The organism is Fibrobacter sp. UWCM (assembly GCF_900129735.1).
GTDB lineage: Bacteria > Fibrobacterota > Fibrobacteria > Fibrobacterales > Fibrobacteraceae > Fibrobacter.
On record NZ_FQWR01000009.1, the window covers coordinates 73,753 to 99,287 of the forward strand.

Sequence of the window (25,535 nt, forward strand, 5' to 3'; positions counted from 1 at the left end):
AACACTTTTTTAAACGGACAGCCGTCCGTTTTTGCTTTTTAAAAAACTAGATTTAGAGCGATGCGTAAACTACTTATTTCATTCATGCTTTTGACCACGGCGGTCTATGCGGCTGATTTCGAGCGCTCCAATTGGCGAGCCCAGATGTACCTGCAGGCCGAACCCGCCTTTATTCACTTTGAATCCGAAGAACCGCAACTGTTGAAAGAGCCCATCGACAAGGAACTCCTCACCATCCCCGTGAGCGTGGGCTTCCTGTTCAACCCCTTCTTTACTCCGCTGTTCAAGGCCGATATTCCGTTTACCTTCTGGCTCGGTGCCGAAGTCAACTCCATCCAGTTCCGTGAAATTGCGAGCGACCCCGCCTACTGGGGTGTCGACGACGACGGCAAGCGCATCGAAGACGAAAAGCACGACCTTTCCGAAGCGGGCGAAGGCCGCACGCTCTCGTTCCGCGCATACGCCCCGTCCGTGGTGGGCGGTTTCTCGTTCAACCTCGGCGGCGACTTTGACCTTCGCGTGCTGGGCGGCTACGGGTTCCACTTCTTTACCTTCGTGGACAACTACTCCACCAGCACCAAGGACCACACCGAGATGGTCCCGACGGCATTTGTCTCTGGCGCTCTCGAATACCGCATCACCGAGATTTTCCAGGACGTGGACATGAAAATCGGCATCAACGTGCGCAGGGAATTTTTGCCCTACGAAGACATGATGGCGACCTACCCCTACAAGTACGACAAGGAAAACCCGACCCCGTCCTCCGGATTCTCGGGAATCACCTTCAGCAAGGTTTCTTACAAGTGGCCCGTACGCGTGGGCCTCGAACTTTCGTTCGACTTCGGGCGTGAAAGCCGCCGCGACCGCCGCATGCGCTTTACCCTGCGCGACCGCGACCAGGTGCTGCGCGACAACAGCGAAGTCAAGGACACCCTCAGCGACTGGGACTGCATGGCCATCGAGCGCGACTACCGGTTCTTCCTCGACGAGAACGGCGAACTGCCCGACATGAGCGACGCCTACACCAAGACCCAGTTCTCCGACGTGCTGGAAAGCTTCCTCGCCTTCTGCCACCCGGCGGACCTCGCCACGAAGGAAAAGCTCTACGCGACTCTCGACACCGGCAAGATCGAGCTGAAGGAATACCAAGTACGCCAGGAAGATTCCCGCTTTGACCAGGTCATGGCAAGCAACGACCCCGAAATGCTCGAGATGTTCCTGCAGTACTACCCCGACTCCCCGCGCCGTGGCGAAGTCGAAGCCAAGATTAGGACCCTCAGCGAATACCACAAGTTCCGCGAGATACAGGCGCAGAACACCTTCAAGGCATACCTCTCCTACCTGAACGACAACCCGAACGGGGCATTCAGGGACGAGGCCGAAGCAGGCATCTTTGAACTTGTCCGCAACAGCAACCGCATGAAGGACTACGAGATTTACCTGAAGCGCTTCCCGAACGGCAAGTACGTCGAAGAAGCGAAGGCCGCACTCAAGGGCGCAAACAACAGCGCTCCTTCCCAGATAGAATACCAGGCCCCCGAATACGTCGAACCTCCTGCAGAGGAACCGGCGGTCGAGGAACCCGAAGAGGAAGAAGAGGAAGAGGTAAAGCCGACGCCGAAGAGCAAGAAGGCTAAGGCCAAGAGGGCCGCAAGCAAGAAGAAAGCAAAGTCCAAGAAGAGAAGATAGGCCTTGAAAAATTTCGCCCTACTCGCATTTCTTGTCGCAGGCATGAGCCTCGCGACGTTCGCGCAAGTTGATTCCAGCACGGTGCAGGCAAGTCCGGCAGCCCAGGTCGAAGCCGTTGCAGAAGCCACCTCCGAAGAAGGCGCGACCGCCGACGGCACCCCGAAGACCGGCATCTACGACCAGGTCATCAACTGGTACAACGCGAACCTGAACTACGGCACCGTCGCTCTCCTCATGGCGGTGGAATCCTCGTTCATCCCCTTCCCGTCCGAACTGGTGGTGCCGCCCGCCGCATACAAGGCGATGCAACCGGAATCGGGCCTGAACATCGTGTTCATCGTGCTCTTCGCTACCCTCGGGGCACTCGCGGGTGCATTCGTCAACTACTTCCTCGCGAAGCTCCTCGGGCGCCCGATTGTGTACAAATTCGCAGACAGCCGCCTGGGGCACTTTCTGCTTCTCGATTCAGGCAAAGTAACAAACGCCGAGAGGTTCTTCCTCGAGCATGGCGCAGTCTCCACGCTCGTCGGCAGGCTCATTCCGGCAATCCGCCAGCTGATTTCTATCCCGGCGGGCCTTTCCAAGATGAAGCTCTGGGCATTCTCGCTCTACACCGCCATCGGCGCCCTCTTCTGGAATATCATCCTCGCAGTCCTCGGGTACATCGCCCACGGGCAGAAGGACCTGATTCAGGCGTACAGCCACGAGCTTTCTATCGGACTCGTTGGGCTCGGCGTATTGTTTATCGGCTACATGACCTGGTGCGCGCTCAAGCCGAAAAAGTAGAAAGCGTGAAATCCGTCATTTCACACTCCACACCTCACACTCCACACTTCACACTAGTTAGAAGTCGCAGTTCTTGACGCAGCGGTTGTTTTCGAAAATCGCCTCGAGCGTCTTGACGCCCTTGGTAAAGCGGCGGTACGGCCCGTTGCGGAGCCCTTTCTCGAACGTCATCTCTTCCTTGATGGCACCGAGGTCGTCGTAGATTTTTGCGACACCGTGGATTTGCCCGTTCACGTAGGGCAGCGTGCGCACCAGCAGTCCGCGTTCGCTCCACACTTCGCTCGCGCCGTCAAGCACGCCCATCTTGTAGACCTCGCGGGATTTCTTGATTCCGTTCTCGTAAAATTCCGTGCTGGTCCCGTCCTCGATTCCTTCCTTGTAACCGATGGTCTGCCAGACCTTGCCGCTTTCGTAGTAACTCTTGAACACGCCATCGAGCTTGCCGTTCTTGTACGGGGCCTCGACCGCCAGGTTGCCGTTGGGGTGATACGTGTAGGAAACCCCCTCGCGGATGTCGGTCCCCTTCTGCACCGTGTACAGGCGGGCCAGCGTCCCGTCATCAAGCGTAGTGCGGACGGTGTCCAGTTCCACCCCGCCTTGCGATGCGGGCTTGGCCGCGGGCTTCTTCGGGGCCTTTGCAGGTGCGGCGAAGGCATTGAGAAATCCGCAACACAGGAGTAACACGAAAATTTCTTTTCTCATCACCGATAAATGTAGTTTTATCGTCGAGAATTATGTATTTTGCAGTTGCTTATGCGTATTACTTTTTTGAATCCTCCGTTCCATCCGATGTTCAGTCGCGAGTCGCGCAGTCCGTGCGTGACCAAATCGAGCACTCTTTACTGGCCCATGTTTTTGAGCTACGCCGCCGGCACTGTCGAAGCCGACGGTAACGAAATCCAGCTCATCGACAGCCCCGCCATGGAACTCGACCTGCCGAAGACACTGGACGGCATCAAGAAGTTTGACCCCGCGCTTGTCATTTGCAGCACGAGCACGCCGAGCATTCTGAACGACCTCAAGGTGGTGCGTGCCATCAAGGATACGCTCCCGAACGTGAAGGTCGCCATCATGGGTACGCATGCCACCGCCGAGCCGCTCGAGAGCCTGGAGATGGAACCCGCGCTCGACTTCGTGATTATCGGCGAGGCGGACTACACCTGCCGGAACCTCGCAAGGAGCCTGCGCGGCGACGGTGTTCCCGTAAACCAGATTGCGGGCCTCGCCTTCCGCAAGGAGGACGGCACCACAGACTTCCAGCCCGAGGGCCCGAAGATCGAGAACCTGGACGAACTCCCGTGGGTCTCGAAAGTTTACCGCAAGCACTTGTACAGCTGCTACAAGAAATATTTCTACGGCGCGAACCTGAACCCGCTGATTGTGATTTTGAGCGGGCGCGGTTGCCCGAACCGCTGCAGCTACTGCGTGATTCCGCAGACGCTCAACGGCCACAAGTTCCGCCGCCGCACGCCCAAGGACGTGGTGGACGAACTGCAGTACATCAAGGACAATTTCGAAGATCTGGGCGAAGTCTTCTTCGAAGACGACACGTTCACCGCAAGCCACGAGCACGTGCGCGAAATCTGCAACCTGATTCTGGAACGCGGCCTCAAGATTACGTGGAGCTGCAACGCCCGCGCCGATGTTCCGCTCGACTTGCTCAAGCTGATGAAGAAGGCGGGCGGCCGCGAGATGTGCGTGGGTTTTGAAAGCGCTTCGCCTGTGGTTCTCGAGAACATTCACAAGGGCGTGAAGAATACCGACAAGGCAATCGAGTTCACGAAAAACGCCCGCAAGGCAGGCCTGCTGGTGCACGGCTGCTTCATGGTGGGTAACCCGGGCGACACTCCGGAGACTCTCCGCATGACGCTCGACTACGCCAAGAAGTTGAACCCGAACACCGCGCAGTTCTACCCCATCATGGCGTACCCCGGTACCGAGGCCTACAAGGAAGCCCTCGAAAGCGGCGCATTACAGACAAAGGATTATAACCAGTGGCTGGACAAGGACGGGTTCCACCGCACCACCATCCAGCGCGGCGAACTCAGCAGCCAGGCCCTCGTGGACTTCTGCGACAAGGCCCGCCGCGAGTTCTACCTGCGTCCGAGCTACATTCTGCGTCAGGGAATCATGGCCCTCAAGAACCCGCGCGAACGCTACCGCGTGATGCGTGGATTCGGAACGCTCGTGAAGCACCTGTTCCGCAAGCACGGGCAGCTCGCCCCTGTGGCGCGCCAGGCCCCGACTATAAAGCCATAGCGGATTGACAGGCAAACCAACCTTATTTAAATCCCGGCCTTTGCGCCGGGATTTTTTCTACATTGACCCGCAGAGGCCAGCATGATTTGCAAGAAGTGCGAAACGGAATGCGATTTGCGCGCGGGGAAAGCCCTGTGCTGGCTGAAATTTTTCTTTCTAAGCCTTGTAGCCTCCGTTGCCATCGCATGGATTGCAAGCCTTTTCATTGACCCTGAATTAAGAAGAGGGTTCGTGGATTTTTGCGCAAGATGGCTGGTTGCGGCAATTGCATTCCCCTTTTATCTGCCCTTCATCATCCTGCCTCTCTTTGCCGTAGTTTCGTTATGCATCGCCATCTATAAATGCAGCAGATGGCTAATCCACGCAGAAAAAGAACTGAACCGGGTTTCCGAAGCAAAGCTTGTCCCGTGGGAAGACGTCTCCAGCGCGTTGATTCTCCCCTTATTCCCTTTTATACACTTTTTCATACTCAAGGAACTGCTCACGCGACAAAAGGAGACGCTCGACAGGAACAATCTCGAAAGCGAAACCCCTCCGCGGTGGGCACTCCCCGGCATACTCGGTGGTGGCATCGCCATCTACGCCTCCTTTTTCTTGATACTAGGCAATAGAAGCCCCGCTCTCAGCCACATCTCCATCGGATGCTTCATCGCGTTCCTCATTCTCCTTTTCGCAAGTTACATCAAGATCATACGCACCATCACCGCGAACACGAGCGCGCTCTATTCCCTGCCGGATGCCGTCTTCACAGCCGACTCACCAACCGACATTCAGCTTACCGACGCACCCGACGACACTGCGGCCAGCACCGAACCAGACAACGGCACCCAAGAACAAAACAGCGACAACGACAGAGCGGAGGCCAGCATAATTTGCAAAGAGACCGCACCAGTCAATAGCGACTCACAACCGCAAGATTTTCTCGACAAAGATTTTCAAGAGAATGTCCTGCGTGGAGAAAAACTGATTGACAGGTCAAAGAAAGCTATTTCAATAATGCTCAAGACCGATATATTCATATTTTTCATTTTCATCATCGGATTCAATTTAAATTCAAACTTTTTAGTAGGTCTATGTTTTTTTGCATACCCAATTCTATCTCTGTTGATATTTTTCATGCTCTTTTCGGCGGTATCAATTTATTGTAAATGGCTTTACCACATTTTAAGAAATCTTCGCAAATTTACAGGAACCCGTTTTTCACCCAAGATTGCCGTTGCTTGCTCACTACTCCTTGGCATCGGCCAGCTTTTGACATGCTTCATCTTCAAAGACATTCTCACTCATCAAAAAGAAGTTCTTGACACACATAGAACAGACACCTCATCAATACCAACAAGCACACCCGTATCCCCCCTATTACTAGGCTCCCTAATAATATTCATAATCTTTAAAATAATTACATTAGAAACAGTCAAAGAAATTGCAGGCTTTGTAGCTTTCATGGCATTCTTTTTTCCCATTATACCATACCTTTTTATCTTCAAGGTCGCTTTCGACATATTTGCAATAATCATCCTGCTCATATACATGAACTTGGTCCAACAGCCTATATTGAATGAGAAAGCAATCGCCCAATTGAATATCGGCAACATAAAAGCAACCAATCCTGACAAAGAAATAAATCCAGAAATAAACGGCTCTCCTGCGGAGAATGACGAAATCCCACAAGATAACCCCTAAAACTTTTACTACTATTTATAATACTATGAGTGAAAACTGCCTTTTCTGCAAAATCATCAAGGGTGAAATCCCTTCCAAGAAAATCTACGAAGACGACGACGTTTTCGCATTCTACGACATCGCCCCGCAGGCCCCCGTGCACTTCCTTGTGGTGCCGAAGCGCCATATCGCGACCATCATGGACATGAAGCCGGAAGATTGCGAACTCGTGGGTAACATGCTTTACCGCGCACAGCTTATCGCGAAGGACCTCGGCCTCGAAGAGGACGGCGCCCGTTTCGTGTTCAACTGCAAGGCCGATGCGGGCCAGACGGTGTTCCACATCCACCTGCACGTCGTTGGCGGGCAGCAGATGGGCTGGCCTCCGTTCCCGAAGGCTTAATAATCGCGGCGCAGCCGCCATTCTATGATTAAAACCCGCGCGATAGTCCTGCACCGCTTCCCCTACAGCGATTCCAGCTGGATCGTGAAGGCGCTTACGGAAGAAACCGGCACCGTCTCCTTCATCGTGAAGGGAGGCAAGCGCAAGGACAGCCCGTTCAGGGGGGCGCTCGACCCGCTCGCCCTATGCGAGATAGTGTATCGCGAGAACCCGAATACGGAACTGCAGTTCCTGAAGGAAGCGAGCGTCATCAACTGGCACGTGCACCTTCGCGAAAACCTGCTCGCCCTCGCGAAGGCGCAGGTGATGGCCGAAATCGTACTGCGGTACGCACCCGCGGGTGTCCCGCTGGAAGGAGAATTCTCCCTGCTGGAAGAGGCGCTCGCGGCCCTCGACGCACCCGACATTAAACTGCCCGCGGACGATAATTCTGAAGTTAAACTACCCGCAGATTCCGAAGTTAAACCGCCCGCGAGCAATGCGCCTGAAGTTAAACCGCCCGCGGGCAATTCGCCGGAACAAGATGCCGCGCCCTCCTTACCAGCAGGCATTAAACAGTCCGCTAACAAGTCGGGTGTTTTCGCCCGCTGGCTCCTGGATATCTGCGAACTCTGGGGCTACCACCTGGACATGAGTTCCTGCAGCCGCTGCGACCACCAAATCGAAGGCGCTCCGGCCGATTTCCATCCGGAAACGGGCGCATTCGTCTGCAAAAGCTGCCTCGGGGTCGAAACTCCCCGCGCTCGGCCCGAAACGCTCGCCGGTTTCGAGACTCTCCGCACCGGCAGGGCAATCGCGCACCCGGAATTCGTCGAGAACGCTCTCCTCGCCTACCTGCGCAGCCACATCGGGTTCATGCGCGAAATAAACTCGCTCAAATTTCTAAATGAAACACGAAAGTTATACGACCGTTCGCGCTAGATTCCTGAATTAAATTACTCCGGTTTGCGCTCACACCCACCTGCGACGACCTCGCGCCAAGTTCCAACATAATTTCTATCTTTTACACGCTGTGAAAAGCGCAGTTTATAGAAAGTGCTGTTCACAGAAAGCGCGGTTTATAAGCGCGGTTCATAAATAGGAGATGCTATGCTTACTGCGGAAAATATCCGCGCCTTGAAGGGCACGGGCAAGAAAGTTTCGATGATTACCGCCTACGACTTCGCGTTCGCCCAGATGGCAGAAGCCGCCGGAGTCGACCAGATTCTCGTGGGCGACAGCCTCGCGAACACCATGCTCGGCTACAAGAGCACCCGCGAAATCGGCATGACCGAAATGCTCATCTTCGTCGCCGCCGTCTGCCGCGGCGCACCCAACACGCACGTGGTGGCCGACATGCCCTACAGAAGCGACAAGGATCCGCAAACCGCATACGATAACGCAAAGCGCTTCATGGACTTAGGTGCAGCAAGCGTCAAGCTCGAGGGCACCCCCGCTGGCGTCATCGAATACCTCCGCAGCAAGGATATTCCCGTCTGCGCACACCTCGGGCTGCTCCCGCAGACCGCCGAGAACTTCAAGCAGAAGGGCAAGACCGAAGAAGAGGCCCGCGCCATCGAAGACGCCGCCAAGTTCGTGGATAGCCTCGGATGCTTCGAGACGGTGCTCGAGCACATCCCCGAAGAACTCGGCAAGAAGATTACCGGCGAGGTGAAAAGCGTCACTATCGGCATCGGCGGCGGTAAATTCACCGACGGACACGTGCTCGTGATGCACGACGCGCTCGGAATGCACCAGAAAAAGCTCCCTCCGTTCGCGACGAAGTTCGTCGACATGTATTCCCTGGGCGTAGAGGGCTTCCGCAAATACGTGGAGAGCGTGAAGAACGAAGCGTAACACACCGCAAGGAGAAAATTTTCACGGCGCGATGAAAAAAGAAATGTCGCCGCGCAAAAAAAAAACTTGATTGAATGAAAAATTTTCTCTCGCGAATGAAAAATTTTTGGTGAAAAGAAAAAAAATCTCGTCGATGACGGGATTTTTTTTGCAAGTGTTACGAAAATCACAAGTAATTCTTTGAGTATCATCAAGTTACAATCACTACGTAACGCACAGGTCAAAAAAGAGGCCAATCGCCTGTAACCCGCGTCGTTATTGGGCTCGCGTCATTTTACATACAAAGTAATTTTCATCCCTTATAAGACAACTTTTCCATCTTGTCAATATCTTTTTGAAAAAAAATGAAAAAATTTTTAAAAAGGTGTTGACTTTTTGTGAAAATAAAGTTATTTTAATGTCATCAAAACAATTAACCCTCAAAAAAGGAAGAATACAATGGCTACTACAAAGAAAACTGTTGCTAAGAAGGCTCCTGCCAAGAAGGCTGCTCCGGCTAAGAAGGCTGCCGCCAAGAAGGCTGCTGCTAAGAAGGCTGCTCCGAAGGCTGCTGCCAAGAAGGCTCCGGCCAAGAAGGCTGCTCCGGCTAAGAAGGCTGTCGCTGCCAAGAAGCCGGCCGCCAAGAAGGTCGCTGCTAAGAAGCCGGCTGCCAAGAAGGTTGCCGCCAAGAAGCCGGCTGCCAAGAAGGCTCCTGCTAAGAAGGCCGCCAAGAAGTAATTTTTATTCTTCTTTAAAGCTCTCTTTTGGAAAGGTCCCGCTCTGCGGGCCCTTTTCATTTTTTATCTTTAAAAACATGATTTCGGAAAAAGACCTCGAAGAACTCCAGAAAATTCCCCTAGATGAACGTGTCAAGCGCGTCGAAGCGCTGCTCGAAACAAAGGAAAACCCGCGCGGTTTTGAACTCGGGCTCCTCCTCGCCCTCAAAATGGGTCAGGAAATCCGTGAAAAGAAACCCCTCGGGAGCGAATCGGGCGACCTCGTGGTAAGCTGGAAGGACAGATATTCCGAATATGTGATTGAAGAAGCCATCGCAAGCGCGAAAGAATTCCTGCTGCACCCAGCCAGCATCGCCGAAAAAATCAAGGCGGGCATGGACAAGTTCAACAAGGCGCCGGAAGATGCCGGGCAAGACAGCACCGGTCAGCAAAACTCCGCCGAATCGAAGGACCAAAACGAGGCAGAAAATGGATAACAAACTCCAGGCCACCGTAGATATCGGGAGTCACAGCTGCATATTGCTGATCGCCGCATTCGAAGACGCTCCCGCAAGTTCACCAACCGAAACAGCCGAAGCAGAAGTTAAACCACGCCAAATTTTGGTGCCGAAACTCCAGAAGGTGGAAATCTGCCGCCTGGGTGAAGACATTTACGAACATGGCGCCATCACGCCGGCCCGCATCGAGGAACTCTCGAGAGTGCTGACCAAGTTCCGCATGGACCTGCACGCGCTCGGCGCCGACCTCAAGGCGGCCGTCATGACCGAAGCGATGCGCAAGGCAACGAACCCGGACGAAGTTCTCGACGCGGCAGAAAAGGCGCTCTGGATGCGCCCGCGAATCATCAGCGGCGAAGAAGAAGGCAAGCTCACCTACCGTTCCGTGAAGGAATGGCACGGCGAAGGCATCGTCACCATCGATATCGGCGGCGGTTCCACCGAGCTCAGCAACGGCGAGACAACGTTCTCGATACCCGTCGGCGCGCTCAAGATGTTCAAGGCGATGGGCCCGATTCCTGGACCGGAATACAAGAAGTTCGTGAAGGACACCTTCAAGGAAGTGAGCTTCAAGGGCATGACCAAGAAACCCGTCTACCTCATCGGTGGCACGGGAACCGCACTCGCGATGGTCTACCTCGACAAGCCGAAGTTCGACTACAAGGCAATCGAAGGGCTCGAGATGAGCATCGCCGACCTCGACGCGGTCACCACACGCATATCGAACCTCTCGAAGGAACTGCGCGCGATGCTCCCGGGACTCGAGAACGGCAGGAGCGACGTAATCATCTGCGGGCTTTTCTGGCTCAAGTCGCTTTTGGAAAAACTGCGCGTAGAAACCTTCCGCATCAGCACCGCGGGCATCCGTTTCGGGCTCCTGTACCCGCCGGAACCCGAACCTGAAGCAAAACCGAAGGCGAAAAAGACCCCGCCCTGGCTCAAGAAGAAGGAAGAGAATTCTGCCGAAGAAGGCTCGGACCAGTAACGTCATCCCCGCGTAGGCGGGCGGACAGCACTTAACAACTTGTTGTTTAGTGCGCATGGCCACCAAGGTGGGGATCTTTTTACAATTCCACGAGTGTCGCGACGAGGCAAGAATCCTTCGTAGCGCCGCTACCCGCAAAATCAATATCTTGCCCGCGCTTCCATGCAGTGCGGGCTTCTTTATACACCGACTTGACGGCGGCAAGCACGTCACGCGCGAAGGAATCAAGCGCGAATTCGCTGTAGTTGGAACTCACCATGAAGAAGGCACCTGCGTTCAGGAGCGCCGCACATTCCGAGACGAGCGGCATCAGGTGTTCGCGCACGTTGAAGTTGAACCCCTTGAAGCGCGCGAAACTCGGCGGGTCGAGCACGATACCATCGAACTTGAGGCCCTTCTTTGCGGCCCAGCGCACATATTCGAGCGCATTCCCGCGGAAAAATTCACCGGGGCGCAAGTCGAGCCCGTTCAGCGCGTAGTTTTCGCGGCCCTTGTCGAGAATCTTCCCGCTGATGTCGGCGTTCGTGGCGACTGCGGCACCCCCGAGGCGCGCGTGCACCGAGAAACTGCACGTATAGCTGAAGAGGTTCAGGAACCGCGGGCCGTTTATTTCTGCGGAGGACTGCGCAGGCTGTTTATCACTAGCAGGAACCGTGCCGGTCATCGCGCGGAAGCGGTCTTCCACCTCGAGGCGCACGTGCCTCATGTCGAGGAACAGCCCCGGATTGACGGTATCGAGCAAGTCCACATGGAAGCGCGCGTTACCTTCGCGTACCGTACCTACGGCCGCATTGCGGGTCCCGAACGCCACCTCCATGGGCGCGTTCTCAAGTGACTTGCCCGAACGGGAAAGCCTCTCCTTCACCACAATGCACGCGGGGTTGAACATCGCGGCCACCGCATCCACGAACTCGCGGCGACGCGGGAGCATCTCCGGCCCAAAGAACTGCACCTGCAAGCGGTCGCCGAAGCGGTCGAGCGTAAGCCCCGGAAACCCGTCGGCGGCTCCATTTACAATGCGATAAGCGTCCGTCACCTCGAACAGCGACGCACGTTTTTCATTTGCAATTTCTAAAAGATGACGCATGGTACACGCAGCGTCAAGCCTTGTCCATTGACTTGATTTGGTCCACGAACTCGCCCACTTCCTTGAACTCGCGATAGATGGAGGCGAAACGCACGTAGGCGACCGCGTCAAGTTTCTTGAGTTCCTGCATCACGAGGTTTCCGATGGTATCGTAGCCCACCTCGGAATTGTCGTTCACCGGCAGGGCGTTTTCCACGCGGGTCGCGAGTTCTTCGATGTCCTCGGGCGTAATCGGGCGCTTCTTGCACGAGTTCATGATGCCGCGAATCAACTTTTCGCGCTGAAAAGGCTGCTTTTCGCCACTCCTCTTCACGACCGTCAACGGCTGGAGTTCAATATACTCGCGGGTCGTGAACCTGCGGCCGCAGGCCAGGCACTCACGCCGTCTGCGGATGGCGGTTCCACTCACGCGACTATCGACCACTTTGTCGTTGTCGTTCTTGCAAAAAGGGCAAATCATGGCTAGAATATAGGATATTTTGCGAGAAAAAGCAATTATTTTCTCGCTCAGTCCTTGATGCAGCGGACGCTGAGCCACGTATCCTTGGGGAATGCGCCCGATTCCACGGCTTCTTTTTCGTAGTGCATCACGAACATGAGCGCCCTCGCGTCGTTTTTCTCCGTAGCGGTCCAGAAGAAGGCGCCGTTGTTGCTGAAGCTACGCACGCCGTTCGTGTTGACATGCGAAACGGCCGCAGGCAAGGCAGCAAACCCGTAGTCATCCGTACCGACGACATAGTCCTTCTTGTCCTTGTCCCAATCGCGAGCAGCCTTGAGTTTCGTACCCGCGGTTGCGGAATCGCCCACGACAGCAAACAGGTCGTTCCAGTCATCTTCGCCCGGCAGGCGCCAATCGCGGGGGCATGCGTCAATCGCATCTTCCCAGGCGTACAGCCGCCCGTACTTTTCGTGAGACTTCCCGTTGTATTCAGGGAAAACCACGCTAGTTTCCGTTTCGTAATTCAGGTTCTCTGCCATCCATACCCGCCCGCCGATAGTGACCGTGGCGTAAGTCTGGCCATCGCGCAGGTCCTTGAGAGTGCCCGCATCGTCATCGTACTCGCTACCCTTGCCGCCGGAACCACCACCGCCTACAGACGAGGAGCTGTCGTCACCGCAGGCCGTAAACAAGAACATCAATGCCAAAATGCAAATCAACGAAAAACGTTTCATAGTACCCCAAATCATTTATCGGAAATATAGGAAACAAAAAGCCGCTCCCGTGCAGAGGAGCGGCCCTTTTAATATTTGTTCTTGAAATTAGGCGTTCACCTTCTTGAAGGCTTCAACGTTCGCCTTGAACTCGGCGAGGTATTCCTTGGCCTTCGCGGCAACTGCCTCGGGCACGTAGCCGAATTCCTTCTCGAGCACGCCAGCCGGAGCGGAAGCGCCGAAGCGTTCCAGGCCGCAGGCCTTGCCGAACCCGCCAACCACGCGGTCGAAGAGAACCGGGAGGCCGCTGGAAAGCGCAAACACCGGAGTCCACGGCACAATCACCTGGTCGCGGTACGCCTTATCCTGCTTGAGGAAGAGGGCCGGGCTAATCATGGAGACGACGCGCACGGCCTTGCCTTCGGCGCGGAGGAGTTCGGCGGCCTGGTGTTCCAGGAGCACATCGGAACCGTTCGCGACGAGAGTGAGGTCCGGGTTCTTTCCCGCTGCGGTATTGTCGCTCACGATGTAGGCGCCCTTGCGGCAAGCCTTCGCGGCTTCGTAGCGGTTTTCGCCAGGGAGCGTGTTCACCACCTGGCGGGTAAGGATAAGCGCCGTCGGGCTGTCGTTGTTCTCGAAAGCCATTTCCCAGGCGGCGAGAGTCTCGAATGCGTCTGCCGGACGGAGCACGAGCATTTCGGCCTTGCCGTTTTCCTTCGTGAGGTCTTCGAGCAGGCGGATCTGCGTCTCGTGTTCGATGGGCTGGTGCGTCGGGCCGTCTTCGCCAACGCGGAAGCTGTCGTGCGTGAACACGTACTTGACAGGCAGGCCCATGAGGGCGGCCATGCGGATAGCGGGCTTCATGAAGTCGCTGAACACGAAGAACGTGGCGCAAATCGGGAACAGGCCCTTCTGCAACGCGATACCGTTCATGATGGCGCCCATCGTGAGTTCTGCAACGCCCACCTGCACGAACGCGCCCTTGAAGTCGTTCGGGCGGAAGATGCCCGTCTTGTTGAGGAACGCCTGCGTGTTGTCGGAGTTCGAAAGGTCGGCGGAACTGCAAATGATGTTGTGGAAGTTCTCGGCGAGGTAGCCGAGCACCGTACCGCTCGTAACGCGGGTAGCGACACCTTCCTTGATGGGGAGGTTCGAAAGGTTGAGCACCGGAGCCTTGCCGGAGAGCCATTCATTGAGGGTCGCGGACTTCTCGGCATTCGCCTTGTCCCAGTCGGCCTTGGCCTTCTTCCATTCGGCGACAACCTTGCGGAGTTCGTTCGCACGAGCCTCGAAGCCCGCCTTCACGTCGTCGAACACCTGGAACGGGTCGTCCGGGTTACCGCCGAGGTTCTTGACCGTAGCGGTTGTGGAAGCACCGGCAGCGTTGAGCGGCTGCCCGTGCGTAGAAACTTCACCTTCGTAGCTCTTGCCATCTTCGGCGACGGCGCCCTTCGCCATCGTGGTGTGGCCGTACACGAGGGTCGGCTTTTCCTTCTCGGCCCAGGCTTCCTTGAAAGCCTTGCGCAGTTCGGCAATGTTGGAACCATCGCATTCGATAACGCGGAAACCCCATGCCTTGTACTGGCCGACGAAGTCGTGGCTCATCACGTCTTCGGTCTTGCAACTGAGCTGCACCTGGTTCGCGTCGTAGAAGAAGATGAGGTTCGAAAGCTTGAGGTGGCCCGCGATGCGGCCCACGCCGTAGGCAATTTCTTCTTCAAGGCCGCCGTCAGAAACAAGGCAGACAGTCTTGTGCTCGAGGATGGAACCGAAGCGTTCCACCATGAAGCGTTCGGCGATGGCGGCGCCAAGTGCGATGCCGTGGCCGATGCCGAGCGGGCCCGAGGAGTTCTCGATGCCGAGCATCACGTCGAGTTCGGGGTGGCCGGGAGTGCGGCTGCCGAGCTGGCGGAAGTTCTTCACGTCGTCGAGGTTGAGGCGGCCGGTGAGCACGAGCTCGGAGTACAGGAGCGGGCTCATGTGGCCCGGGTCCATGAAGAAGCGGTCACGGCCCATCCATTCCGGATCGTCCGGGTCGTAGCGCAAGAATTCCGCAAACAAAAGCGTCGTGGCGTCGGCGGCGCCCATCGCACCACCCGGATGCCCGGACTTCGCCTTCTGCACCATCGCGGCAGAGAGAATTCGGACGTTGTCAGCTGCTTTTGTAACTAGGGAGTCTTGCACGGTAAAACCTCTTTAGGGTGTTATTATTTACGCGCCAAATTTAGTTTTTTTCGCGCAATTTCACAAGGTCGAAAAGCCCGGTTAAAGCACGATAACATAAAAAGTTATATTTTGCGGGTAAAAAGAAAACACGCATTACGGCTTCAAAAATGAAGATTAAAGACTCTATTCTGTTGACACTCAAGAACTTACTACACCCCGCAGGTCTTATCGGCCTAGTTATAGCCCTCATCATCCCGGCTATCATCTGGTTTCTCGGTCGCCCTAGCGGCGGCCACAAGGAAATCATCCGCCAGCTCGACCTGAACCTCCCCCTCCCGCTGTTCCTGTTCCAAATGGCGGTCGCCATCATCCTGTTCGCGTTCTTGAACAAAGATTTCCGCGAATGGTTCAAGGGAATCCTCCCCCAAAAGCCGTTCAGCCTCCTCGCCATAGCGGCGGCAATCGGCATCGCGGTATTCGCCGGCACCCAGATAGAGGCACGCCACCGCGTTCAGAGCGACGAGAGCGTGTTCATGTCGGTCGCCCAGAACATGTACCACAATCACGAATCGGGCACGTGCAACCAGGGCATATTCGACGGTTCGCACCTCAACTGCATCGCCAAGTCCAACAGTTTCAAGACGAAGGGTCTCGCCTTCCTCTACTTCCTCGGCATGCCCCTGTTCGGCACCGACCTGCACTGGATTTTCAACGCAGAACTCCTGATGCTCCCGCTTGCGTTCCTGCTGATGTTCCTCGCGATTGTCGCCTGGACCAAGCAGCCCCTGCTCGCATTCCTCGCCGCCCTCCTCATGGCACTGCAGCCCACCGTGCTCTTCCAGTTCCGCGCCATGTCGGTGGAACCGCTCTACATATTCCTCTCCGCGCTCTCGCTGTTCATATTCAAGTGGGCCTACGACCGCAACACCGTAATGCACTGGGCTCTCCTCGCCATCACGCTGGCATTCTTCGCGCAGACCCGCCAGGAAACCGCATTCTGCCTGCTTTCCTTCATATTCTTCGCCTTCCCGAAAATCCTCGACAAGAAGGATTTCAAGGCGCCCACGTTCTTCGTGACGCTCTCGCTGTTCTCGGTACCGGCGCTACTCACCATCAGCTACTTCCAGGGATTCGGGTTCCAGGGCGGCGAGTTCGAAGCCCACGGGCACTTCCTCGAAGACCTCAAGCGCAACTGGATCGAGATGACCCGCCCCCTCAAGGAAAACGGCGAGCTCGAGAACCCGTTCCTCACCTACTTCAACTACCTGTTCGCCATCGGCGGAGTCTACCTGCTGTTCCGCGCCATCTACGACGCCACAAAGGGCTGCAGGTTCTACCTGTGGACGCTCGTGTTCCTTTTGCTCTACCACGTGCAGACCTACATGATTCTCGAGAACGTCTCGGGCGACTTCAGCATCCAGATCAACCAGCGCTACAGCCTGGTGATGCTGCCCAGCATGGCGTTTGTCGCAGCGCTCCCCATCGCGCACGCCATCGAGTACTTCGCAGCATCCGCAAGCAAGAAAGAGGCAAAGCCGCTCGCATTTGCGGGCATGGTCATCGTCGCCATAATCCTTAGCGCATGGACGTTCCACTACAAGGAAGACTTCAACAAGAACATCATGTACAACCGCAACCACCTGACCACCGAAGAACACGAAATTCTCGGCTGGCTCAAGGAACAGCCCGAAGCGGACCGTCTGTTTATCTACGGCAGGCCCTGGCACTTCGTGGGTTACGGAGTATCTTCCATCCACTACGACAGGGCGCGCCAAATGAGCGATGCCGAACTGCAAAAGTACATTGACAAGTACAACGGCGAAGTCTACTACATCCGCGGGCTCGACTGCTGGGACAGCCAGACCTACCACAAGAAGGCGGTAGAACACCGCATCGCCACGACCTGTGACGTGTTCGAACGCGAAATGGACCTCGTGGGCGTGAAGAACATCCTGATTACCAACAACTACTGGGTGCAAATCGCGAAGTTCAACGGGCGCAAGCACTACAACCCGGAAAAAATCATCGTCGTGAAGGACCTCGAGCCCGTCCTCGACAGCCTGGGCGTCAGTTTGAAAATCTTGCTCAAGGAAACCTCCGAGGCAAGCAAGAACTGGAACTACACGGCAACCCTCAACGGGAAAATCATAGGTGCCGCGCCGTACCAGGAAGGGTTCTACGAAATCTGGAATGCGGCCGATAGCCTGCAGCAGGGCTACAACCTATTCCGGGTCGTCGTCATGGACACGCAGAAGAACACGAAACTAGCCGACATTTCCAAGTACTACTTCAACGCAGCCGGCGGGGCCTCCGCACTCGAACAGGGCTCAATAACCGGACACCGCCAGGACTGGGGCAACCTCCGCTGGAACAAGAGCATCGAAAATCACGACATGACGATAAACGGCACCAAGTTCGAAAACGGGTTCGGCACGCACGCCAACTCCGAAACGACAATCGGCCTCGAGGGCAAGTACCGCGCATTCCGCACGTCTTTCGGGCTCGACGACGAAAGCCTCTGCAGCGAGGGAGTCTCGGTGCAAATCATCGGCGACGGGCAGGTGCTCGCCGCAAGCCCTGTATTCCAGAGCGGCATTGTCCACACGCTTACCGCCAACACCGAAGGCATACAGAAACTCACGCTCAAGACCACCGCGAAGGGCAGCATCGACTGCAGCCACGTCGACTTCGTACACCCCGTACTAATACCTTAATGTGTAATGTGAAATGTGATATGAGTAATTAATCATCACACATTACACACTTCACATTTCACACCTCACATTTTTCACCCGTCTTTTCTATATTAATCGCATGCTCTTATCCGTAATCATTCCCGTCTTTAACGAAGAAGAAATTGTTGCCGAAACTTACCGCGTTCTGGAAGAAGAACTCAAGGAATACGAGCACGAACTCATTTTCGTGAACGACGGTTCCAAGGACAGGACCCGCGAAATTGTCGAGGGCCTGCTTCCGAGCAACCCGAACAACAAGATTATCAACTTCAGCCGCAACTTTGGGCATCAGGCCGCCTTCAGCGCGGGCCTCGACCATGCCATCGGCGATGCGGTAGTGATTATCGACGGCGACCTGCAAGACCCGCCGAGCCTCATCCACGAGATGATGGTCAAGTGGCGCGAGGGCTACCAGGTCGTTTACGCGCAGAGGAACAAGCGCAAGGGTGAAACCATCTTCAAGCGCTTTACCGCGTTTTGCTTCTACCGCCTCATCGGCAAGCTCACGAGCATCGATATCCCGCCCGATACCGGCGACTACCGCCTCATGGACCGCTGCGTGGTGGACCAGCTCAAGAACCTGCCGGAACGCAGCCGCTTTTTGCGCGGGCTCGTGTGCTGGGTAGGCTTCAAGAAGATTGGCGTCAAGTACGACCGCGCCGAACGCACCGCGGGCACGTCCAAGTACCCGCTCAAAAAGATGATGCGGCTCGCCTTCGACGGCATTACCGGATTCAGTTCCGCGCCGCTCAAGGTCAGTTTCTACATGGGGTTCTTCGCGACCCTCGTGGGTCTCGGCGTTCTCGTGTGGTCCATACTCGAGAAGTTCCTGAGCCCCGCGACAACAGTACCGGGTTGGGCATCGCTCATGACGGCCATCGTGTTCTTTGCAGGCGTGCAGCTCATGTCAATCGGGATTCTCGGCGAATACATCGGGCGCATCTACGACGAAGTCAAGCAGAGACCGCTGTACATCGAAGACAAGAACAAGTAAGTCTCGCAAACGACAGACTATCTTAACAGAAAACCGACCCCACGGGGCCGGTTTTTCAATTCTTCAAGCGCATTAGCCTTTTTTATTCGCGCAAGGACGAATATATAAGGCGAATGGGATACAAATCAGTCTTGGGTCGCGACTCTATGCTGTATTGGTGTCCGGCATTACCTTTGGGATAGAAACAGAGCGCCTTTGCTGTTTCGGAGTCTTTATTTCCTGACCACAGCCAAAAACACGTTACATTGTCTTTGTTTTGATGTTCATAATTCGTTCCGTCCGATGTACTAAAATATCCCGAAGGAAGGGCATAAAAACCGGATTCGTTCGTACCATACATTTCTACAGACCAGAGTCGACCCGCATTTCCGACAGCCTCTAGCAATGCCGCAGCCTCTGTCGAATCCGGCAAAGTCCAAGCTTGATACTGTTCGTCCTTGTTGACTGCGTCCATGGAGGCAATATCAAAAGCGCTCCTGTAGTCATAGTAGACACCGTTGCTATCACAAGGGGCTTGGTCGATGTTTTTATTGCGGCACCGCATAATATGTTCAGGTTTTTGCAACGTACCGCCATAATAATTGAGGTTTTGCGCCATCCATTTCTTGCCACCTATCGTAACAGTCGCATAGGGTCCCGAATCCTGCAAGTATGTTTCTCTTGAGATAAAGACTGACGAAGAAGAACTTCTCGGATTTTCTGTTGTAAGGGATTCTGTCACGCAACGGACTGCAAAAGTGGCAGACGCTGAATTTTCTTCCAGAATCTTCTTATCTACACCGACAACCGCGCCAGATTCTCTGTTATTACTGAATTGAAGAGCATACACCGTATCATCCTTAGATGATTGCGTCCAGTACATTCCCTCATTTCCAGTCTTATGTCCCTCTGTCATAAGGAAATAGCCACCCAATTTGTTCCTCAAATCAACCTTCTCTTCAAGTCCCTTAGAGTTATTAAACTCATCTATTGTCGGGAGGCGCCAACCTGGCGGGCAGGCTTCTTGAGCGGATTTCCATGAATACAGGGGATGTGAGAAATTGCCCATTTCCATTTGATCTGTTCGATAACTCAAATCCTCGTCCATCCAGACAAGACCGTTATACTTCACATACGGGTAGATATGCGATGAGCCCCCATTGTCAGAACGAGGATCCGTAAATTCACCACTTGAACTATAATCGGAAGACGAGGAGGATGTTGCCGAACTGCTGCTCAATGGTTTCGCATCCTTCACGCAGCGAACTGAGCGACGATTACTCGCCAGGGTGTGTACTTCAATTTTTGGATGAGAGTCAGCCCAATACATTCCCACGCCCCACGCATCATAGCTGTTTTTCACTTCGCTCGTCCAGAAAGCAGCATCAATCCCTTTGCCCGCATACTTCACGTCAGATCCTGTATCCGAGCCTCCCGCAGCAAATGCGGAAAATCCAAAAGCATCATCTCCATTGCCATCGCCATTTTGAGTCCAGCCTGACGTTGCTTTGAGGTGTGTAGCCGCAGTTGCCTTTCCACCCACCGACTCAAACAAAATGCTCCAGTCGGTCGTATCCGGCAAGCGCCAACCTTCGGGGCAAACTTTCATAGCAGCATCCCACGAATAAAGGCGGCCGTACATATCACAATACTTGGTGGAATCCTTATAACAGACGCTGCCATCCTCATCGGCTTTCATATTTTCCGCCATCCATTCCTGGTCACCGATTTTGACTGTCCTATATGTTTGCCCTTTGTAATCAATTTTGCCGTAACTTCCTGGAGGCGGGGTGTAGCTGGACATCGGAACTATTGAAGAAGACGAGGATTCGGACGAACTACTCAACTTCGCGGAGCTGCTGGATACTTCTTCCGAACTCGATGTCGGGACAAAAGATGACGACGACGGATTATCGACATCCGAAGACGAAGGCAACGGATCATCGCCATCCGACGGGGAAGAATAGTCTACATCGTCCACATACTCAAGCGCCCCGAAGTTGTTGTCGAACTCTTCCTGGTAGTTGCTGCAGGCCGCAAAGAGGAAAGCGAGGGCAAGAATGACAAATGGATACACTTGTGCCCTTGGCACTGCGGTATGACGCACGGATCGTTCATTCAATTTCGAATTCATTCTGTTTCCTCCCTAGAACGCAAGGCTTATGCCTAGCCCGATTCCGCCCACAATGGCAATACCGATACCCGCGGTGCGATACTTCTGGTACTTCCCGATATCATCGTGCCGCTGATTGAATTCTTCGCGCGAAGCCGGCATCTTTTCGCTTTCGCTTTTCGCCTTGTTGTTGTAAACCACAGCAAGCGTCGTGCCCGCAACGAGCGCCGCCGCCGAAATCCCGAGGAACACCCAGCGTGCGCCGCTCGACTTCTTTGCTTCGGGCAAGCCGTTATCCACCTTGTCGCCCGCCTGCGGGGCCGTTTCCGCTACCGGAGCGGCATTGGACACCGTTCCCGAGGCGGTCACCACCTCAGATGCAACCGTCTTCGTGTTCATCTTGGGCATCGCCTTGATGGCCGTAGAATCGCGGCCCCAAATCCAGCGGCCCACGAGGTCGTTGCTTGCCTTCTCGAATTCCACGCGGCCCTTGTAGGTGGCCATCTCGCCGTCGCGCCCCTTCGGGAAGTTCACCGACTTGTCCTTCATGTCCACCAGCAGGTGCGCGTTCTCCTTGCCCGAAGGAATCTGCGTCACGTTGAAGAGTTCGGCGCCGCTCAGGTAGTACGCGCCCGCCACCGGCCTGTTCAGGTCCAAATAGAGCGAAAGGTCGCTCGTATCGAGCACCACCTTCAGGTTCGTCTTCGTATGCAAAAGCGAGTCGTTCATGTGGTCGAGCGCCTGCACAAAGAGCGGTGCAAACTCGTCGCCCGACTTGCGCAGCACAATGTCACCGCACTTCGAGAGCCAGAGTTCGGTAAAATGCTTCTGCTGGTCCATGCGGCGTTCGTCGTAGCGCAGCTTGAAGTTGTAAGATGCATCGAAAGCGCCCGCATGCGAGAGCGGTTCCAGGTCCACGCCGCCCTCGATTTTCAGGAGGTTCTCCTTGCTCGCGATAATGCGGGAAAAAGCGTCGGTACAGGCGTCAATCTGCTGCGTGCGCTGTTCCAGGTCGTTCGCCATGGTCACCACGCCCAGGCGCAGCTCGCCGGTCACTTCCATGTAGCGCGATTCAAATTCGGGGAGTTCCACGGCATAAAAATGTCCGCACTCCTCGTCCAGCACGTCGTTTATAGAAACCATGCTACACCGGTCGTTCATTTTCGCGATGCGGTTCGCACGGGTAATCAAGGAATCCACCTCGGGATTATCGCTCCCGATGCCCGCCTTCAACTGCTGCAAGTCGGCCTGTATCGCCTGGAACTCGGAGGCGTCCTTCACAAAGATAGATACAGTCGGGTCGGCAAAGGCCACGCCTGCAAGGCACGCCAAGGCGACAACAAAAAAACGTGATTTCATACCATCTCCTACACCCTTACACCATTTGCAAACAAATATAATAACCCCAAAACATTTTTTTTCGCGGCGATTCTGCGTTATTGCGTTAAATCACACTCCAGGCCTTCGTTTGTTTGCGAAAAATCACATTCCCGTTTCCTCGCTTGTTGCAAATCACATTTCAGCCAGGATTCACGCGAGCGGGTTTCGATTTCGGTGGCGAAAAAAAGCATTTTTTTCATTTCTGGCGGTGAAATTAACAATTTTTTTCGCATTTCACCGCCACTTTGTTACGTTGTCTGCAACATTTGAGTTTCAAAAGATACTTTTTCGTCATATTCGGCGGTGAAAACGACATTTTTTCTCTGATTTCACCGCCATCCCGCCACCCTATTCCGCAAACGGCCCTAATTTTTATACAGACAACATAATTTCTGGCGGTGAAAACGAGCATTTTCACCCTATTTTCACCGCCACTTTGGCAATTTCGCCGCCTTTTACTACATTTGGGCGCATGAAAAACAAGCTTTTCGTGATGAGTGCCGCAAGCGGCGCAGGCAAGACCACCCTCAAGGACAAGGTCATCGGCGAATTCCCTGACATCGTGTATTCCATCTCGGCAACGACGCGCAAGCCCCGCGAGGGCGAAGTCAACGGCGTGCACTACTTCTTCAAGACGAAGGAAGAATTCGAGCAGATGATCAAGGACGACGCACTGGTGGAATACAACCTGGTGCACGGCAACTACTACGGTACTCCCAAGTTCTTCGTGGAAGACATGCTCAGACAGGGCAAGCGAGTCCTGTTCGACATCGACGTGTTCGGCAAGGTGAACTTCGACAAGGTCTACCCCGAGGCAACGGGCATCCTCATCCTCCCCCCGAGCGAAGAAGAACTCGAGCGCAGGCTCCGCGGCCGCGGAACAGACAGCGAAGAGGTCATCCAGACCCGCCTCCACAACGCGAAAAAGGAGATGGAATTCGCGAAAACGCAGGGAAAATACGAATATACCATCGTGAACGACGACCTCGAGAAGGCCGCAAACGAGCTCCGCGCCATTCTCAAGGGCGAGGCTTAAAAAGGCACTTTTTTGGCGATTTTGAAGAAATTTCGCCATTTTTGCGTTTTTAGTAGTTAGTTTATATGTAAAGAACGGAATTTTTTACATTTCCGTCCTTTACACACAAAAGTTTTATTTCTATATTGCCCCGGCAAAAACAATAACCCCGCATTGCGGGAACCCCAAAAAGAGGTTAAAATGGCAACTGTTATCCGTCTCGCCCGCTTCGGCAAGCGTCACAACCCCATCTACCGTGCCATCGTCATCGACAACCGCAAGGCTCGCGACGATAGCTTTATCGAACAGGTCGGTTTCTACAACCCGAACCTCAAGAAGGCCGAAATCCGCTTCGACCAGGAAAAGATCCTCAAGTGGCTCTCCGTCGGCGCCCAGCCGTCCGACACCGTCCGCAACCTCCTGAAGCAGGTCGGCATCCTCGACCTGTTCCACGAAATCAAGGCCGGCCGTTCCATCGAAGGCAAGACAGCCAATCCGCGTCCGGAAAAGAAGAAGGCCGTGAAGCTCGGCCCCAAGGCCCTCGCCAAGATCGAAGCCGAAAAGGCCGCCAAGGAAGCCGCCGCTGCTGAAGCTGCCGCTGCCGCCGAAGCATAATCATGCTTTTCTAAAGAGTCCTGTGCCCTGCGCACGGGACTTTTTTTATCCAGTTAGTCACTAGTCATTAGTCAATGGTCATTGGCTTCTAGCCAGGCGGCAGAGCCGCGATTATTCAACTAACAACTAATGACTAAAGACCAATAACCATATCCCGATAAGCAATGTCCGACTCTCAGGAATATATCACCGTCTGCCAGCTCATGCGCACGCATGGCGTGAAGGGTTACATCAAGGCGATGCCCCTCACCCACGACATTACGCGCCACAAGAGCCTCAAGGACGTGCGCCTCAAAAAGACGAACGGCGAGGAACTGGACCTGCGTATCGAGGATTCCAAGCAGGCGAACGACATCTGGCTCCTGAAGTTCGAGGGCTACGATACGCCCGAATCGCTTACGCATTTCGTGAACGGCGACGTGATGATTCCGGAATCGGAGAGGCTCCCCGCACCCGAGGGCGAGTACTACATCGACGACCTGGAAGGCTTCCGCGTCCATACGGAAGACGGCAAGGACATTGGCGAAGTGCTCGAGGTCCAGGAACTGCCGACGGTCAACGCTTTCAACATCAAGTTCGACGACGCGTTCAAGTCCGAGTTCAGCGCGAAGTCCATCCTCGCCCCGTGGATAGACGACTGCGTGCTCGATATCGACGAGGACGGCGAGTTCATCGTGTGCGACGCAGCCTACCTGAAGGCGCTCTGCCCCGAGGACCATTCCGCGGAAGCGGGTTTCGAGAGCCGCGGGGAGGCATGATGGTTATCGACTGCATTACCATATTCCCCGAGATGTTCGCCCCGATGAAGCAATCCATCATGGGGCGCGCACAGGCGAAGGGCCTGCTGGAATTCAACACGGTCTACCTGCGCGACTTCGCGATAAACGACTACGGCCAGGTGGACGACGTGCCCTACGGGGGCGAACCGGGCATGGTGCTCCGGCCCGAACCGCTCGCCGCCGCCATCCGCAGTACCGGCGTAAAGCAGGACGGCGGGAAGGTCATCTACCTCACGGCAGACGGCGTGCCCTTTACGCACAAGATTGCGGAGGAACTCTCGCACGAATCCCACCTGGTTCTCGTGTGCGGGCACTACAAGGGCATCGACGACCGCATCCGCCAGACCGAGGTCGATATGGAGATTTCCATAGGCGATTTCGTGGTCAGCGGCGGCGAACTGCCCGCAATGTTGGTGACCGACGCGGTCGTGAGGCTCATCGACGGCGCCCTCGGGAACCGCGAGAGCGGCGATACCGACTCCTTCGCGCAGGGCGTACTGGGGTGGCCGGTCTACACCCGCCCGGAGGAATTTGAGGGAAAAAAGGTGCCCGAAGTGCTACTTTCGGGCCATCACAAGAACATTTCTGAGTGGCGGAGGCAAGAATCTTTAAAAAGAACGCAAGAAAGACGCCCCGACATCTTTGAAAAAATGAAATTAAATACTAAATTTGGCGACAAATAAAAAG

At 55.0% G+C, this 25,535-nt stretch carries 23 protein-coding genes and 1 pseudogene; 16 read left to right on the forward strand and 8 right to left on the reverse strand.

The genetic code is table 11. The features are described from left to right. The first annotated feature begins 60 nt into the window (after positions 1-60). Together BUB22_RS07820 and BUB22_RS07825 are read left to right on the forward strand one after the other, a co-directional pair. A complete protein-coding gene (locus BUB22_RS07820; protein WP_073114640.1) occupies positions 61-1,689 on the forward strand; it encodes an outer membrane protein assembly factor BamD in 1,629 nt (542 codons plus the stop codon). 42 nt (positions 1,690-1,731) lie between these two features. Then, positions 1,732-2,475 (forward strand): DedA family protein, encoded by a 744-nt coding sequence (locus BUB22_RS07825; protein WP_083535455.1) that lies wholly within the window; start codon positions 1,732-1,734, stop codon positions 2,473-2,475. A gap of 57 nt (positions 2,476-2,532) precedes the next feature. Here BUB22_RS07825 and BUB22_RS07830 read toward each other — a convergent pair whose 3' ends face one another. Next, a complete protein-coding gene (locus BUB22_RS07830) occupies positions 2,533-3,177 on the reverse strand; it encodes a toxin-antitoxin system YwqK family antitoxin (protein WP_083535458.1) in 645 nt (214 codons plus the stop codon). A gap of 51 nt (positions 3,178-3,228) precedes the next feature. Between BUB22_RS07830 and BUB22_RS07835 the strand changes: the two genes are divergently transcribed. The 8 genes from BUB22_RS07835 to BUB22_RS07870 all read left to right on the forward strand — a co-directional run bounded on the left by BUB22_RS07835 (position 3,229) and on the right by BUB22_RS07870 (position 10,833). Beyond that, positions 3,229-4,734, forward strand: coding sequence for a B12-binding domain-containing radical SAM protein (locus BUB22_RS07835; protein ID WP_073114642.1), 1,506 nt, complete (start codon positions 3,229-3,231; stop codon positions 4,732-4,734). Between the two features lie 81 nt (positions 4,735-4,815). After that, positions 4,816-6,417 (forward strand): hypothetical protein, encoded by a 1,602-nt coding sequence (locus BUB22_RS07840; RefSeq protein WP_073114643.1) that lies wholly within the window; start codon positions 4,816-4,818, stop codon positions 6,415-6,417. 25 nt (positions 6,418-6,442) lie between these two features. Further along, positions 6,443-6,799, forward strand: a complete 357-nt coding sequence (locus BUB22_RS07845; RefSeq protein ID WP_073114644.1) for a histidine triad nucleotide-binding protein — start codon at positions 6,443-6,445, stop codon at positions 6,797-6,799. Positions 6,800-6,823: 24 nt separating this feature from the next. Then, complete coding sequence (gene recO, locus BUB22_RS17095; protein ID WP_254794681.1) at positions 6,824-7,720, forward strand: DNA repair protein RecO; 897 nt, start codon at positions 6,824-6,826, stop codon at positions 7,718-7,720. Positions 7,721-7,888: 168 nt separating this feature from the next. Next, entirely contained in the window at positions 7,889-8,635 is a 747-nt protein-coding gene (gene panB / locus BUB22_RS07855) for a 3-methyl-2-oxobutanoate hydroxymethyltransferase (protein WP_073114645.1), read from the forward strand. 438 nt (positions 8,636-9,073) lie between these two features. Continuing rightward, on the forward strand, positions 9,074-9,352 hold the full coding sequence (locus tag BUB22_RS07860; RefSeq protein WP_073114646.1) for a hypothetical protein: 279 nt from the start codon (positions 9,074-9,076) through the stop codon (positions 9,350-9,352). Between the two features lie 76 nt (positions 9,353-9,428). After that, positions 9,429-9,827: a hypothetical protein gene (locus tag BUB22_RS07865; RefSeq protein WP_073114647.1), complete on the forward strand. Its 399-nt coding sequence runs from the start codon at positions 9,429-9,431 to the stop codon at positions 9,825-9,827. Then, positions 9,820-10,833 (forward strand): Ppx/GppA phosphatase family protein, encoded by a 1,014-nt coding sequence (locus BUB22_RS07870; protein WP_073114648.1) that lies wholly within the window; start codon positions 9,820-9,822, stop codon positions 10,831-10,833. The genes BUB22_RS07865 and BUB22_RS07870 overlap by 8 nt, the downstream gene beginning before the upstream one ends. A gap of 79 nt (positions 10,834-10,912) precedes the next feature. Here the strand turns inward: BUB22_RS07870 and BUB22_RS07875 are convergent, their stop codons facing one another. From BUB22_RS07875 to BUB22_RS07890, 4 genes are all read right to left on the reverse strand, one after another. Continuing rightward, complete coding sequence (locus BUB22_RS07875; protein ID WP_073114649.1) at positions 10,913-11,920, reverse strand: class I SAM-dependent rRNA methyltransferase; 1,008 nt, start codon at positions 11,918-11,920, stop codon at positions 10,913-10,915. Between the two features lie 13 nt (positions 11,921-11,933). After that, complete coding sequence (gene nrdR / locus BUB22_RS07880; RefSeq protein WP_073114650.1) at positions 11,934-12,380, reverse strand: transcriptional regulator NrdR; 447 nt, start codon at positions 12,378-12,380, stop codon at positions 11,934-11,936. Between the two features lie 47 nt (positions 12,381-12,427). Next, on the reverse strand, positions 12,428-13,057 hold the full coding sequence (locus tag BUB22_RS07885; RefSeq protein WP_073114651.1) for a fibrobacter succinogenes major paralogous domain-containing protein: 630 nt from the start codon (positions 13,055-13,057) through the stop codon (positions 12,428-12,430). A gap of 123 nt (positions 13,058-13,180) precedes the next feature. After that, entirely contained in the window at positions 13,181-15,256 is a 2,076-nt protein-coding gene (locus tag BUB22_RS07890) for a transketolase family protein (protein ID WP_073114652.1), read from the reverse strand. Positions 15,257-15,405: 149 nt separating this feature from the next. Between BUB22_RS07890 and BUB22_RS07895 the strand changes: the two genes are divergently transcribed. Both BUB22_RS07895 and BUB22_RS07900 read left to right on the forward strand, forming a co-directional pair. Then, positions 15,406-17,952 carry an NPCBM/NEW2 domain-containing protein gene (locus tag BUB22_RS07895; protein ID WP_073114653.1) on the forward strand — a complete coding sequence of 849 codons (2,547 nt, stop codon included), beginning with the start codon at positions 15,406-15,408 and terminating at the stop codon, positions 17,950-17,952. 100 nt (positions 17,953-18,052) lie between these two features. Then, entirely contained in the window at positions 18,053-18,967 is a 915-nt protein-coding gene (locus tag BUB22_RS07900; RefSeq protein ID WP_073114654.1) for a glycosyltransferase family 2 protein, read from the forward strand. Positions 18,968-19,049: 82 nt separating this feature from the next. Here the strand turns inward: BUB22_RS07900 and BUB22_RS07905 are convergent, their stop codons facing one another. From BUB22_RS07905 to BUB22_RS16700, 3 genes are all read right to left on the reverse strand, one after another. Then, complete coding sequence (locus BUB22_RS07905) at positions 19,050-21,080, reverse strand: FISUMP domain-containing protein (protein ID WP_073114655.1); 2,031 nt, start codon at positions 21,078-21,080, stop codon at positions 19,050-19,052. 12 nt (positions 21,081-21,092) lie between these two features. Next, complete coding sequence (locus BUB22_RS07910; protein WP_139258850.1) at positions 21,093-22,418, reverse strand: hypothetical protein; 1,326 nt, start codon at positions 22,416-22,418, stop codon at positions 21,093-21,095. Positions 22,419-22,495: 77 nt separating this feature from the next. Further along, positions 22,496-22,672, reverse strand: a complete 177-nt coding sequence (locus BUB22_RS16700) for a hypothetical protein (RefSeq protein ID WP_175547264.1) — start codon at positions 22,670-22,672, stop codon at positions 22,496-22,498. 239 nt (positions 22,673-22,911) lie between these two features. On the opposite strand from BUB22_RS16700, the gene gmk reads away from it, so the two are divergent. From gmk to trmD, 4 genes and pseudogenes are all read left to right on the forward strand, one after another. Next, positions 22,912-23,475: a guanylate kinase gene (gmk, locus tag BUB22_RS07915; RefSeq protein WP_073114688.1), complete on the forward strand. Its 564-nt coding sequence runs from the start codon at positions 22,912-22,914 to the stop codon at positions 23,473-23,475. A gap of 180 nt (positions 23,476-23,655) precedes the next feature. After that, positions 23,656-23,934, forward strand: a pseudogene (gene rpsP, locus BUB22_RS17235) (30S ribosomal protein S16); the annotation flags it as partial. 299 nt (positions 23,935-24,233) lie between these two features. Continuing rightward, the gene (gene rimM, locus BUB22_RS07925) at positions 24,234-24,827 is read left to right on the forward strand and encodes a ribosome maturation factor RimM (RefSeq protein WP_073114658.1); all 594 of its coding nucleotides are present in this window, start codon (positions 24,234-24,236) and stop codon (positions 24,825-24,827) included. Beyond that, complete coding sequence (trmD, locus tag BUB22_RS07930; RefSeq protein WP_073114689.1) at positions 24,827-25,531, forward strand: tRNA (guanosine(37)-N1)-methyltransferase TrmD; 705 nt, start codon at positions 24,827-24,829, stop codon at positions 25,529-25,531. Before rimM ends, trmD begins: the two co-directional genes overlap by 1 nt. Positions 25,532-25,535: the final 4 nt, after the last annotated feature.